Raw genomic sequence first — 13,035 nt, forward strand, 5'->3', positions numbered from 1 at the left:
TACTTTCTAATTATTCCCCTAGGTCAAGAGAACTCCAAAAATTCTAATTTGGTGTATACAGAACTTTTTTATAATATAATCTAGAGAATATTAACTAGTTTAACATGACAACAACAAAAAAACATATATCAAAACTATCTCCACAGTACAAAATATTCTCATCGGATGATAAGGTGGAAGTTGTCAAAGGCCAAGTTAAGGTTACAATACTTGATTCACTTCGTAATAATAATATGAGCTTCAATGAAATTGTAGAGTTAACCGGAAAAGCCAAACCAACAGTTTCACAACATCTGAGTGAATTGGTTGATGAAGGATTAATAAGATCTAAAAAGGATCCAAATGATGCACGTAGAAAAATTTTTTGTATAAACGCAGAATTTTTAGGAGATGTATCAAAGGAAAAGAAAATTAGATTTGATATTGATAATTATTTCTCCAAACTTCCACAATTAAAAGATCCATTCGAAATCTATAGGCTGATTTTACGATCTCTAAGGGCAGAATTTTGGAATGAAGGCATAAACATAGACCCCATACTTCGTAATGCAGGCAAACGTGTGGGTGATGTATTTTATGAAGAATTAAAGGATAGTGATCTTAATCAACTCCTTAAAAATATTGCAGAATTTTGGGGAAATAAACAGTTGGGACGAGTGGATATACAGAAATTGGATCCATTAACAATTCGTATTTATGATTGTTTTGAATGTAAGGATCTCCCTATAATTGGTGAACCTGCATGTGCTTTTGATTCTGGAGTTTTAGATTCAATATTTTCTAAACATTTTAAAAAGGAAGTTTCAACCGTTGAAACGGAATGCTATGCAATGGGAAATGACTGCTGTTCATTTGTAATTGAAAATTAAAATTATTTTAATTGATTTCAAATAATTAATATTCAAAAGATCATTACTTAGAATTAATTTCTTAATGGAATTTAGGTGAATAAACCATGAACAATCCAAAAAGAAGTACTTCTAAAAATAGCTACAACCATCTGAAGAATGAAAAAAGTCCATATTTAATTCAACATGCCAAGAATCCTGTTGACTGGTATCCTTGGGGTGATGAGGCATTTGAAAAAGCCAAAAAAGAAGATAAGCCTGTTTTTTTATCCATTGGTTATTCAACATGCCACTGGTGTCATGTAATGGCTCATGAATCATTTGAAGATCATGAAGTTGCAGCTCTTATGAACCATGTTTTTGTTCCTGTTAAGGTCGACCGTGAAGAAAGACCCGATATTGATAGTGTATACATGACTGCATGCCAGATCATGACAGGTACTGGAGGATGGCCACTAACCATAATATTGACTCCAGATAAGAAACCATTCTTTGCTGGTACCTATTTCCCAAGGGAAAGTGGATTTGGAGCAGTAGGTTTGAAAGACCTGATATTAAATGTTCAGGATATATGGAACGATAATAGAGAAGAGGCATTAAATTCTGGTGATCAGATATTTAAAGCTCTCCAGGATGTTTCGAAAACTGTTAAAGGCCCAGAATTAGATGAAAATGTACTTGAAAAATGTTATGATGAGCTTTCAAAAGTATTTGACAATGAAAACGGAGGTTTTGGTGATTTTCAAAAGTTCCCAACCCCACATACCCTTATCTTTCTTTTAAGATACTGGAAACGTACTGCAAACAAACATGCTCTTTACATGCTAACAAAAACACTGGATTCAATTGCAAAAGGTGGCATATATGACCATTTGGGTTTTGGTTTCCATCGCTACTCGGTTGATAAGTTCTGGCTTGTACCCCACTTTGAAAAAATGCTTTATGATCAGGCATTAATTGCAATGGTGTACACAGAGGCTTTCCAGGCCACTGGAAAACCAAATTATAAAAAAATTGCAGAAGAAGTGCTAACCTATGTTCTAAGAGATATGAAATCATCTGAAGGTGGTTTCTATTCAGCTGAAGATGCTGATAGTGAAGGTGTTGAAGGTAAATTTTATCTTTGGACAATGGAAGAGATCCAAGATATTTTGGGTAAAGAAGATACAAAGTTTGTATCAACTGTTTTTGATGTTAAAGAAGATGGAAACTTCAGCGATGATTACTCACACGAATCCAACAACAAGAATATTTTGCATTTAAAATATAGCTTTGATGAATTAAACGATATTTTAGGAATGGAAACTGATAAAATCCAGGAAAAAATAGAAAACATTCGTTTAAAACTTTATAATGAACGAGAAAAGCGTATTCATCCCCATAAAGACGATAAAATACTCACAGACTGGAATGGACTCATGATTACTTCATTAGCAAAGGCTGGTCAAGTGTTTAAGAACAGTAAATATTTAGAGGCTGCCAAGGATGCTGCTGATTTTATAATTAAAAAAATGTGCACCAACAGCAGATTAATGCACAGATATCGAGAAGGTGATGCAGATATAACAGGAAACTTGGATGATTACTCCTTCTTGATATGGGGATTACTTGAGCTCTACTCCACTATTTTTGATACTAAATATTTAAAAACCTCAATAGAACTTAATAAAACATTACTAAATCATTTCTGGGATAATTCTAATGGTGGATTTTATTTCACATCAGATGATGCTAAACAAGTTCTTATCCGTGAAAAGAAAACATTTGACAGTGCCACACCATCTGGAAACTCTGTTGAATTGTTAAATCTAATACGAATTGCAAGGCTTACTGAAGACTATGAACTTGAATCAATGCCAATTAAAATGGAAACAACATTTTCAAAGAACATATTAAGGTCGCTTACAGGACACACCCAATTTATTAATGCTGTTGATTATAAAATTGGACCTTCCTATGAAGTTGTTATAGTTGGAAAACCCACAGACCCTGAAACAATACAAATGTTAAACTCTTTAAACAAACATTACCTGCCTAATATGGTTTTGATCCTTAAAGATCCGGATAATCCTGGTGAACTGGATGAAATCTCCGAATCCTTGAAGTTTAAAAATAGTATCGACGATAAAACAACTGCATATATATGCAGTTCGGGCAGCTGTAAAAAACCAACAACCGATGTTGTTGAGATGCTGAAATTATTGGAACAATAAAATAGTTATTAAGATTAATTAAAAAATATTTTTTTTAATTAATAGTTGATTAATTCAATATCAAACTACTGTGAGTTTTACATAGTCCATTTTACTGCTAGTTTGGAACATTTTAGCTAGTTGATACATTCTATGAACATCTCCGTCCAAAATAAATATCTCCAGGCACTTGTGTTCCTTAAGATGGCTATGTATCTGGGTGCTTATTATGTCCTCATAATCATGCTTTATTTCTGTGACCTTATCTTCAACATCCTGGTTATGTATTAAAGTGAGCACGGAATTGGTATCACCTACCATTTCAGCTTTTTCGCGATTATCTGCAATTAACATGCGCGCACTTGCCCTTATTAAATCTGATCTACCGGAAAAGCCCATTTCATCTTTTATGCAGTCGATATCTTCAAGAAGTTTTTTACTTAGAGAAACACTCACAATTACCATATTTATTATTATTTAATAATTTATATAAAAATGTTGCTAATTTTTATTAAGATAATTTATAAATATTATTAACATCATAAATATGGAATGGAGCATGGTAGATGAACAAAAATAGAATAATAATTGTTTTTATCATTTTAATTTTCACAGTAACAGGTTTGTACTATTTAGCCTCTCTACAAACTGAAACAACAAACAATGCTATTGGTGTAGTCGTAACTGTCGGTCCAGAAGTAGAATTTGTTAAAGCTGTTGGGGGAGACAAAGTAGATGTAACATTGATGGTACCTCCTGGTGCAGATCCGCACACCTACGAACCACTCCCTGATCAGTTGAATCATGTTGCAAATTCTAAAATGTACATTGAAGTTGGAACACCCATTGAATTTGAATTGAACTATATGGATAAAATGAAAGACATAAACCCCCATATGGTGGTTGTTAATTCATCAAAGGGAATTGATTTAATACCCAACACTGCAGAACATGAAAATAATAGCGACCCTCATGTTTGGGTTTCTCCAAAAAACGCTAAAGTGATGGTTGAAAACATATATCAAGGTCTTGTACAGTTAGATCCTAACAACACCGCATACTACACTAACAATAGAAACAACTATCTAAAACAACTAGATGAATTAAATATGAATATTACAAACTCACTTAAGGGGAAAGAAAACAGTCAAATAATTGTTTACCACCCTGCATGGGCATATTTCTGCAGAGACTATAATTTAACCCAAATACCTATCGAAACGGGTGGAAAAGAGCCAACATCACAGGAAATAGCTTCTGTAATTGATTTGGCTAAAAAGAATAATATCAAGGTAATATTTGTTGAACCACAGTACAGTTCAAAGAGTGCGGACGTAATTGCTGCTGAAATTAATGGAAAAGTAGTAAAAATTGATGATCTTGCTGAAAATTATATTGAAAATCTTAATAATGTAGCAAAAACATTTTCTAGTGTTTAAGAGATTTTATTTAATTAAATAAAAAATTTTAATGGTAAAAATCATGAACTCTAAGGCAATAGAATTGAAGAATGTAAATATTAAATTTAATGTAAATCCTGTACTTAAGGATATTAACCTTACAATAGAAAAAAATGATTTCATGGCCATTATAGGTCCTAATGGCGGTGGAAAAAGCACACTTCTAAAAATAATACTTGGGATACTCAAACCAGATTCAGGCGAAGTTCTAATATTTGGGAAGAAACCTGAAGATGCAAGACAATTAATGGGGTATCTACCCCAAAAAGTTTCATTTGACCATGATTTTCCAATAGATGTATATCACACTGTTCTATCTGGTAGGTACCGTGGATTATTTAAGGGACATACTAAAGATGATGAAATAGCTGTGATCAAAGCTTTAAAAGATATGAACATGTTTGACCTTAAAGATAGACAGATCAGCAGACTTTCTGGAGGACAGATGCAACGTGTTTTCATTGCACGTGCAATTGTAAGAGAACCAAAGATTCTGCTGATGGATGAACCAATGGCAAGCATTGACCCTGAAATGCAGAACTCATTTTACAGTTTATTATCAAGGCTTAAGAATAAAATGACTATTATACTGGTTAGTCACGATGTTGGAACAGTTTCAACTCAAGTGGATAAAATCGCATGTTTAAATAGTACATTATACTTCCATGGACCTGTTGAAGATGCTGCAGAAGGTCTCGAAGAGCTATATAAATGCCCAATAGAAATGATAACCCATGGATTTCCACATCGAGTACTTAAGGATCATTAATATTCCATCAAATATTAAAATACCATTAATATTTATCGTAATATAAAAAAAATTTTAGGATACTTTTAAAATGATGGATATACTACAGTATGAATTTATGCAAAGAGCATTTATTGCTGCACTACTTGTTAGTGTTGCATGTGGAATTGTTGGGACCTATGTTGTAATTAAGAGAATAGTATCTTTAAGCGGTGCAATTTCCCATGCAGCATTTGGCGGAATAGGTTTAGGCTACTTTTTAGGATTAAACCCCATCTTAGCAGCCATTCCTTTCAGTATAGTTTCAGCCATTGGAATCGGCGCAATTCATGAAAAGGTTAACATAAGTGAAGATACTGCTATTGGCATACTCTGGAGCGTGGGTATGGCCATAGGAATAATATTTATCAATTTAACTCCTGGTTACGCTCCAGATCTTTTCAGTTATCTTTTTGGAAGTATTCTCACAGTATCAAATTCCGATATACTCATAATGATCATACTGGACATTTTAATTATAGGAATTGTGTACCTGTTCCAAAGAGAGTTTTTATCAATAGCATTTGATGAGGAGTACTCAAAGGTTTTGGGAATACCCTCACAACTAATTTATATACTTCTTCTTAGTTTAGTTGCACTGAGTGTTGTTGTTCTTATTAAAGTTGTTGGTGTGATCCTTGTTATAGCATTATTAGCCATACCCGCAGCAATTACCAAACAGTACACAAGCGACCTGAAAAGACTTATGTTCATGTCAACTGTGGTGGGTATGGTCTTTACTTCCCTTGGCTTGTTATTGTCGTACATATTCAATCTTTCATCGGGTGCAACAATTGTCCTTGTATTGGCAGCGGGATTTTTAATTTCATATTACATTAAATGATTTGAATAAAAATGATTGTAAAAAAAATAAAAATAATGTGACCATAATTGTTCAAATTTACTTCTTTAATATTTCAATACCGGAATCCCTTCCAACAATAACTTGGTCAACAATTTGTGAAAATATACCATTTTCAACCACTCCAGGAATGGTGTTGAGTTCTGTTTCCAATTTCTTAGGATTTTTTATATCAAATTTAACATCATATATAAAATTCCCATTATCTGTTACAACAGGCCCATCCTTTCTTTCTGCCATTCTCAATGTTGGTAAGCCTTCCATAGCTATCAAATGATCTTTCACAGTTCTGGTTGCATGTGGTATTACCTCTACAGGTACAGGGAAACTTCCAAGTTCTGTTACTATTTTGGATCCATCAACAATTACAATAAATTGATTAGCAGATTCGTCAACTATCTTTTCAAGTGTATGAGCTGCTCCTCCACCCTTTATAAGATTCAGTTCAGGGTCAACCTCATCTGCACCATCAACAGCAATGTCCACGTTGTGTTCGTCCAGTGTGGTGATTGGGATTTTGGAGTTCATTGCAAGGTAGAATGATTGATAAGATGTTGGCACTCCCATGATGCTGATCTCCTCTGTTTCAATTCTGTTCCCTAATTTTTCAATAAAATAGTGGGTAGTTGAACCTGTTCCAAGCCCTACAACATCTCCATCTTTTATTAGGTTGGCCGCTTCATATCCAACATTTCTTTTAAGTTCCATAAGATTACCTCTATACAATCAATATTTTAAAAGTACCATGTTCAGATCTCTGCCCTTAGGACATTTTTCTCTTGGTTTTCCCATATTTCGTATGATTTTGCACTTATCCTCTCTGTATAAACCGTCTGGAAAGCACAAATCCCTAAGCGAACAATCTTCATCGCATTCAGGAGGGTTGAAAACTATTTTTGAACCTTCAAATGATTGTTTAGAATCTATGACTCCTCGAATATATGCCTTTTCAACTTCAACAACTCTTACTTTACCGCCCTCATGAATCATACAAGGTTGTTCACCATTTTTAACATTCTTAATAATGTACATTCTACCTTCTTCAAGGGTGTCTATACAGGTATTTTTAAATCTGCAGGATTCACATTCAGATGTGGCACCATAATGCATAAATTTAAGTCCTTTGTTTGCTAGGCAATTGCCTATTAGCGTTATCATTTATTATCACCTTTATAATATGGATTTTAAACCCATTTTTGAATTTGTTAATCAATAAATCAATGAAATTCAATGAAAATCTAAAATTTCATAAGAATTGTATATCATTCAGATTATATAAAATGAATATAAAGAAATTTAAGATAAAAAAAATATTATGTGTTATATAATAATAATTAAAATTTTAGTTATTTATTTGAGAATAACTTTATTTTCTTGACCAAAATAATAAAAAAAATTAGTTTGAATGAAAATGATGGTAATGGTTCACTCCTTCAATGCATAGTAGCAACGTTTAGGAGAGTAAATTGTTTCATCTTTTTTAAGTTCTTTCATTATTTTGTCAACCTCTTTTTTCTCTACTCCAGAGATCTGGCTGACTTTAGTTGCATTTAAAGGTTCTTCAGAGTCTTTGAAAGCTTTAATTACCTTTTCTTTATTTTCCATGATATCACCCTTGTTTTTGTTACCTATAAGTTAAGTAGACATTTTTATATTTAATTCCTTTTTTTGTTTTTTTTTTTGGGATATGTTAATCTCGGATATTATTTTTACAATTGGTTTCAAACTCGCATATAGGAATATTTTAATCTAGATGGTTAATTTCAGATTACACCAGTCTTTTCTGCCAGACTTTCTGCTGCTTCCTCAGTAAGTCCTCGATCTCCTAAAATAGTGTATCTCTCTTTACGAATAGTATGTGCAATTCTAAGAGCTTCGATAATATATTCTGGTTCAATGCCCATCTCCCTAGCAGTAGTAGGTGCTTTTATTAATTTGAGTGTATCTCTGATAAATTTCCAATCTCCCCCATGTAGATACATCATCATTATGGTACCTACACCACATTGTTCACCATGAAGGGCAGGTTTAGGTGCTACTATATCCAGTGCATGACTGAACTTGTGTTCTGATCCACTTGCTGGTCTGCTAGTGTTTGCAATACTGATAGCTATTCCGCTACTTATCAAAGCCTTTACAACCAGGCCTGCACTTTCTGTTAAACCCTCTTTTATAGCATCTGCAGATTTTATGGTCATTTTGGCCGTCATCATAGATAATGCAGCTGCAGAATCACTATAATCTTCATTTAGAAGCCTGTGTGCTAGTTTCCAGTCAAGTATTGCTGTGTAGTTTGATACAATATCACCACATCCTGCAGCGAGTAACCTGAAAGGTGCCTTGCTTATGATTTTGGTGTCTGCAATTACCCCTATAGGAGGTTCTGCCTTTAAAGATACAGTACCTACTTCATTTTTAATTGAAGCCCTTGGAGATGCTATTCCATCGTGTGAAGCAGCTGTAGGAACACTTATGAAATTATTTGCAGATCTTGTGGAAGCTAATTTTGCAACGTCAATAACCTTTCCACCACCAACACCCAGAACAAGGGAACAGCCATCAATTTTATTTTGAACCTCCAAAACAGATTCCTTTGAAGGACTATCTATGGTAATGTTGTGAACATCATAACCCTCACATTCAAGACTGTCAATTACAGCTTCTCCAGCTATTTTAAGTGTATTAGGACCTGTGACAACAAGTACCCTACCTTCAAGTCTCAAATTTTTGCATATGGTCCCAGTTTCTTCAATTACACCAGCACCTGTATGAATTTCCCTTGGCAGCTGAATCTTTCTAACATCCATATTATCGATTACTCCCTTACTCGTTTCTATCTAGTTCCAGCATTTATAAAATAATTTTGATAATCTATTATGTTAATCCATTAGATCTGTTATTGTATAGTGTAACATTAAATAAATGCAAATTATAAGTATTCATGTAAGATATTAATTTTTTAATATTAAAATCCTTGTAAAATGATAGACTCAATTATATTAAAAAAATTGTAATTTACATTAAAGATATTAAAAGCTTAAAAACATCAAAGTTACAGTAAATATATCATGTAAGAATAAATGTTATAGAATTTAGATTTTATTAAAAAAAATAAATCCGTATAGAAGTTGATAATTATTACATGGGTTTAAAAAAATTATTTAAACATGCTGAAAGGATTAATAAATGTTTAATTTAATGATATATACAGATTATTTGATTTATAAATATTAACTGGTGAATAAATGTCAGAATTCAGCGAATGGTTCCACAATATCCTTGAAGAAGCAGAGATAATCGATACTAGATACCCAGTAAAGGGAATGCATGTTTGGCTTCCCCAGGGATTTAAAATTAGAAAACACACTCTCAATATATTAAAAGAAATTTTAGACAAAGACCATGAGGAAGTACTCTTCCCACTTTTAATACCTGAAGATGAACTTGCAAAAGAAGCAATACATGTTAAGGGATTCGAAGAAGAAGTTTACTGGGTAACACATGGTGGATTAACAGAACTTAACGAAAAACTTGCATTAAGACCTACAAGTGAAACTGCAATGTATCCAATGTTTTCATTATGGGTTAGAAATCATTCTGATCTTCCAATGAAGTATTATCAGGTTGTTAACACTTTTAGATATGAAACCAAACACACAAGACCACTTATAAGAGTCAGAGAGATAACAACTTTTAAAGAAGCCCACACAGTCCATGCAACAGCAGAAGAAACTGAAAATCAGGTTCAAGATGCAGTAAAGATCTATAAACAATTCTTTGACAAACTTGGAATACCATACACAGTAAGTAAACGTCCAGAATGGGATAAATTCCCTGGAGCAGAATATACAGTTGCATTTGACACCATAATGCCCGATGGTAAAACACTTCAAATAGGTACTGTACATAATCTGGGACAGACCTTTGCTAAGACATTTGACATAACCTATGAAACAGCTACAGGAGAACATGAATATGTTTATCAGACATGTTATGGACTGTCAGATAGGATTATTGCATCAGTTATTGGGGTACACGGTGATAAAGCAGGACTTTCCCTACCTCCAGATATTGCTCCATATCAAGTAGTTATTGTTCCAATTATCTTTAAAAAAGGTGGAAAAGAAGTAATTGAATTCTGTAAGAATCTTGAGGAAAAATTGAAACTTGAAGCTAATTTAAGGGTTTACTTTGATGATAGGGATATAAGGGCCGGTAAAAAATATTATGAATGGGAAATGAGAGGAATACCTCTCAGAATAGAGGTAGGACCTAGGGATCTTCAAAACAAGAAAGTAGTAACCTTTAGAAGAGATACTCAAGAAAAGGAGATCATTGATTACGACCCATCTAAAATTTCCGAGACCATAAACGAAATTATGGATGATGTAAGTCTTAAAATGAAGGACAATTCATGGGAAAAATTGGAAAACAACATCAGGAGTGTTGACTCCATTGAGGAAGCAGAAGATATTATGTCCAAATATGGTGGTATTGTTACGTTTGACTGGTGTGGAGACAGGGAATGTGGTAAAGATATAGAAGAAAAGGTTAAGGTAGATATCCTTGGTGTTCAATTATCTGAAAAAGATAATTCAATGTGCATAAATTGTGATAAACCTTCCAAACACATTACATTACTGGCAAAAACATACTAGGGGGTTTATGAAATGAATATGAGACTGGTATTTTTAATATTTTTGATTGTTGTATTTGCTGCAGGATTTGGATTTATTAGCTATTCCCAGTCTACAGGAATATCTCTTAATGAGGCATATGGCACAGGAAATATTGTGATTACACAGAATACTAGTGCTGGGACTGTACCTCATCAAGTTAATATTGTTAATAATGGAAATGATCCTGTCAAGGTAGAGGTTGGGGATGTTTTAACTGCCCAATCTTCTCAGGATCTTGTTATTGCAGAGAATAAAACAATAAAGAAAAATACCACCGATACTATATCTGCTTACTGTCTTGACCCTTCACAAAGGGCCATACCTGGTATTAAACTCAAAGTAAATGGAACTTCCACAAATGCGGTTAAACAAGTAATAATGGGTTCAAATATTAATGACCTTAATAATGCAACAAATGCACAGGTACAGATATGGATACTCACATCCGGTGTTGACTTCAACATATACAGCGGAGAACCAGTTGCAGTGGTTGAAACACAGAAGATAAACTACACCAAACTAAGACAAATAGTTTCAGATGCAAAAACAGCTATATCAACAAGATTTAATGTAAATGTGGATAATATTGATAAGTTAAACCAAAATGGAACATCAAACTCAACGGGTATTGTTGGTGGATTTATAAACTGGATAAAATCAACAACAGGAATTTAATCTAGAATTATTTAAAAAATGCAATAAATTATACATCAAATCAAGTGAAATCAACAATATTTCCATGACTAACAGGTTGAAACCATGAAGAAGACAACTGCAATTATCCCTGTATCTAGATTCACACATGCAAAAACTAGACTTTCACCAACTTTAACAGCTTTAGAACGGGAAAATCTTTTAAAATCAATGCTAATGGACGTTATAGGGGTTTTAAAAGAAAGGATTGATAATGTAGTTGTGATAAGTTCGGATGAAGATGTTCTTAACTATGTAAAGGGTATGGGTGTTATTTCCCTGATTGAGAAGGGTGAAACTGATCTAAACGGTGCCCTTATGCAGGCAGTTGAATATTGTTCTGAATTTTCTGATCAGGTTTTAGTGGTACCTTCAGATGTTCCTCTAATGAAATCTGAACATGTTGATAATATAATTAAAATGGGCGAAAAATATGAACTTGTAATTGCGCCTGCTAAAGGTGGAGGGACCAATGCATTACTTTGCCCTGTAAAGGGTATGGAAATGAAATTTGGAAAGTGCAGTTTCTTTGAACATATAAAAAAAGCAGAAGCAAAAAACTGGCCCTATGCAATATATGATTCATTTTATATGTCCCTAGATGTTAACACAGCAGAAGATCTAGGTGAAATAATGCTCCATGGAATAGATACAGAAACCAGGAAATTTTTAAAATCGTCAGGGCTTGAAGTTAGAGCAAACCATGGGAAAGAACGGCTTCATATTAAAAGGGGTACAGAAAAATGATTGCAATGTCCATAGCTGGCTATGATCCATCGGGTGGAGCTGGTATATTAAATGACATTAAAACATTTCATGCACTTGGAGTTTATGGCACTGCAGTAATAACAGTTCTTACAGCACAAAACCCTAGAAGAGTAGTGGGGATAGAATCTGTTTCAACAGATTTTATTGAAAAACAGCTGGAAACTATTCTGGAAGATTATCCAGTTAAATATGCTAAAACTGGTATGCTCTACTCCAAAGAAATTATCAAACTGGTATCAGATAAGGTTGTTGAACACGATCTAAATTTAGTTGTTGATCCTGTGATGATTGCTGGATGTGGAGCGCTACTTTCAAGGGGAGATTTTGCAGATTCAATAAAAAAATATCTGCTTCCAAACACAATTCTTACAACACCAAATATTCAGGAAGCAGAAGAATTATCAGGAATAAATATTCACTCCATTGAAGATGCTGTTAAAGCTGCAGAGGAAATAGGTAAAATATGCGATGTTATCATTACTGGAGGACATCTCAATGGTTGTAATGTATTTTTCAATGGTTCAATTAAGGTTATTGAAGGAGAAATAATTGAGAGTAAAAATACACATGGAACAGGTTGTAGCTATTCTGCAGCAGTTACAGCCTCACTTGCAAAGGGTTGTGACATATTACAATCCATTGAAATTGCAGGTGAATTTGTTAAAAATAGTGTTATTAAAGGTGAATGGGGAACACTAAATCAGTTGTATAAATTCAAATCTTTATGAAGCAATATTATAATGGAA

At 33.5% G+C, this 13,035-nt stretch carries 14 protein-coding genes; 9 read left to right on the forward strand and 5 right to left on the reverse strand.

The genetic code is table 11. From position 1 onward, the window contains the following. Positions 1-104: 104 nt before the first annotated feature. A complete protein-coding gene (locus DL91_RS06915; RefSeq protein WP_048190820.1) occupies positions 105-869 on the forward strand; it encodes a V4R domain-containing protein in 765 nt (254 codons plus the stop codon). An 86-nt stretch (positions 870-955) separates the two neighbouring features. Further along, positions 956-3,061 (forward strand): thioredoxin domain-containing protein, encoded by a 2,106-nt coding sequence (locus tag DL91_RS06920; RefSeq protein ID WP_048190821.1) that lies wholly within the window; start codon positions 956-958, stop codon positions 3,059-3,061. Between the two features lie 60 nt (positions 3,062-3,121). Here the strand turns inward: DL91_RS06920 and DL91_RS06925 are convergent, their stop codons facing one another. After that, complete coding sequence (locus DL91_RS06925; RefSeq protein WP_048190822.1) at positions 3,122-3,505, reverse strand: CopG family ribbon-helix-helix protein; 384 nt, start codon at positions 3,503-3,505, stop codon at positions 3,122-3,124. 101 nt (positions 3,506-3,606) lie between these two features. On the opposite strand from DL91_RS06925, the gene DL91_RS06930 reads away from it, so the two are divergent. From DL91_RS06930 to DL91_RS06940, 3 genes are all read left to right on the forward strand, one after another. After that, positions 3,607-4,479, forward strand: a complete 873-nt coding sequence (locus DL91_RS06930; RefSeq protein WP_048190823.1) for a metal ABC transporter solute-binding protein, Zn/Mn family — start codon at positions 3,607-3,609, stop codon at positions 4,477-4,479. A gap of 43 nt (positions 4,480-4,522) precedes the next feature. Further along, positions 4,523-5,269 (forward strand): metal ABC transporter ATP-binding protein, encoded by a 747-nt coding sequence (locus DL91_RS06935; protein ID WP_048190824.1) that lies wholly within the window; start codon positions 4,523-4,525, stop codon positions 5,267-5,269. 70 nt (positions 5,270-5,339) lie between these two features. Continuing rightward, positions 5,340-6,131 (forward strand): metal ABC transporter permease, encoded by a 792-nt coding sequence (locus DL91_RS06940; RefSeq protein ID WP_048190825.1) that lies wholly within the window; start codon positions 5,340-5,342, stop codon positions 6,129-6,131. 57 nt (positions 6,132-6,188) lie between these two features. Here DL91_RS06940 and rpiA read toward each other — a convergent pair whose 3' ends face one another. From rpiA to DL91_RS06960, 4 genes are all read right to left on the reverse strand, one after another. Beyond that, positions 6,189-6,857, reverse strand: coding sequence for a ribose-5-phosphate isomerase RpiA (rpiA, locus tag DL91_RS06945; RefSeq protein ID WP_048190826.1), 669 nt, complete (start codon positions 6,855-6,857; stop codon positions 6,189-6,191). Between the two features lie 18 nt (positions 6,858-6,875). Beyond that, the gene (locus DL91_RS06950; RefSeq protein WP_048190827.1) at positions 6,876-7,307 is read right to left on the reverse strand and encodes a UPF0179 family protein; all 432 of its coding nucleotides are present in this window, start codon (positions 7,305-7,307) and stop codon (positions 6,876-6,878) included. Between the two features lie 267 nt (positions 7,308-7,574). Further along, positions 7,575-7,754, reverse strand: coding sequence for a hypothetical protein (locus DL91_RS06955; RefSeq protein WP_048190828.1), 180 nt, complete (start codon positions 7,752-7,754; stop codon positions 7,575-7,577). Between the two features lie 158 nt (positions 7,755-7,912). Further along, positions 7,913-8,956 (reverse strand): NAD(P)-dependent glycerol-1-phosphate dehydrogenase, encoded by a 1,044-nt coding sequence (locus DL91_RS06960; protein WP_048190829.1) that lies wholly within the window; start codon positions 8,954-8,956, stop codon positions 7,913-7,915. Positions 8,957-9,394: 438 nt separating this feature from the next. Between DL91_RS06960 and proS the strand changes: the two genes are divergently transcribed. From proS to thiD, 4 genes are all read left to right on the forward strand, one after another. Next, on the forward strand, positions 9,395-10,807 hold the full coding sequence (gene proS, locus DL91_RS06965) for a proline--tRNA ligase (RefSeq protein WP_048190830.1): 1,413 nt from the start codon (positions 9,395-9,397) through the stop codon (positions 10,805-10,807). Between the two features lie 12 nt (positions 10,808-10,819). Beyond that, on the forward strand, positions 10,820-11,503 hold the full coding sequence (locus tag DL91_RS06970; RefSeq protein WP_048190831.1) for a hypothetical protein: 684 nt from the start codon (positions 10,820-10,822) through the stop codon (positions 11,501-11,503). A gap of 84 nt (positions 11,504-11,587) precedes the next feature. Next, the gene (gene cofC, locus DL91_RS06975) at positions 11,588-12,268 is read left to right on the forward strand and encodes a 2-phospho-L-lactate guanylyltransferase (RefSeq protein WP_048190832.1); all 681 of its coding nucleotides are present in this window, start codon (positions 11,588-11,590) and stop codon (positions 12,266-12,268) included. Continuing rightward, positions 12,265-13,017, forward strand: coding sequence for a bifunctional hydroxymethylpyrimidine kinase/phosphomethylpyrimidine kinase (thiD, locus tag DL91_RS06980; RefSeq protein WP_048190833.1), 753 nt, complete (start codon positions 12,265-12,267; stop codon positions 13,015-13,017). The genes cofC and thiD overlap by 4 nt, the downstream gene beginning before the upstream one ends. Positions 13,018-13,035 lie beyond the last annotated feature (18 nt).

This window comes from Methanobacterium sp. SMA-27, assembly GCF_000744455.1.
Classification (GTDB): domain Archaea; phylum Methanobacteriota; class Methanobacteria; order Methanobacteriales; family Methanobacteriaceae; genus Methanobacterium_B.

Bases quoted from the DNA above. Each gene is read 5' to 3' on its own strand.
- DL91_RS06915 (WP_048190820.1), top strand. From the start codon at position 105: ATGACAACAACAAAAAAACATATATCAAAACTATCTCCACAGTACAAA.
- DL91_RS06920 (WP_048190821.1), top strand. From the start codon at position 956: ATGAACAATCCAAAAAGAAGTACTTCTAAAAATAGCTACAACCATCTG.
- DL91_RS06925 (WP_048190822.1), bottom strand. From the start codon at position 3,505: ATGGTAATTGTGAGTGTTTCTCTAAGTAAAAAACTTCTTGAAGATATC.
- DL91_RS06930 (WP_048190823.1), top strand. From the start codon at position 3,607: ATGAACAAAAATAGAATAATAATTGTTTTTATCATTTTAATTTTCACA.
- DL91_RS06935 (WP_048190824.1), top strand. From the start codon at position 4,523: ATGAACTCTAAGGCAATAGAATTGAAGAATGTAAATATTAAATTTAAT.
- DL91_RS06940 (WP_048190825.1), top strand. From the start codon at position 5,340: ATGATGGATATACTACAGTATGAATTTATGCAAAGAGCATTTATTGCT.
- rpiA (WP_048190826.1), bottom strand. From the start codon at position 6,857: ATGGAACTTAAAAGAAATGTTGGATATGAAGCGGCCAACCTAATAAAA.
- DL91_RS06950 (WP_048190827.1), bottom strand. From the start codon at position 7,307: ATGATAACGCTAATAGGCAATTGCCTAGCAAACAAAGGACTTAAATTT.
- DL91_RS06955 (WP_048190828.1), bottom strand. From the start codon at position 7,754: ATGGAAAATAAAGAAAAGGTAATTAAAGCTTTCAAAGACTCTGAAGAA.
- DL91_RS06960 (WP_048190829.1), bottom strand. From the start codon at position 8,956: ATGGATGTTAGAAAGATTCAGCTGCCAAGGGAAATTCATACAGGTGCT.
- proS (WP_048190830.1), top strand. From the start codon at position 9,395: ATGTCAGAATTCAGCGAATGGTTCCACAATATCCTTGAAGAAGCAGAG.
- DL91_RS06970 (WP_048190831.1), top strand. From the start codon at position 10,820: ATGAATATGAGACTGGTATTTTTAATATTTTTGATTGTTGTATTTGCT.
- cofC (WP_048190832.1), top strand. From the start codon at position 11,588: ATGAAGAAGACAACTGCAATTATCCCTGTATCTAGATTCACACATGCA.
- thiD (WP_048190833.1), top strand. From the start codon at position 12,265: ATGATTGCAATGTCCATAGCTGGCTATGATCCATCGGGTGGAGCTGGT.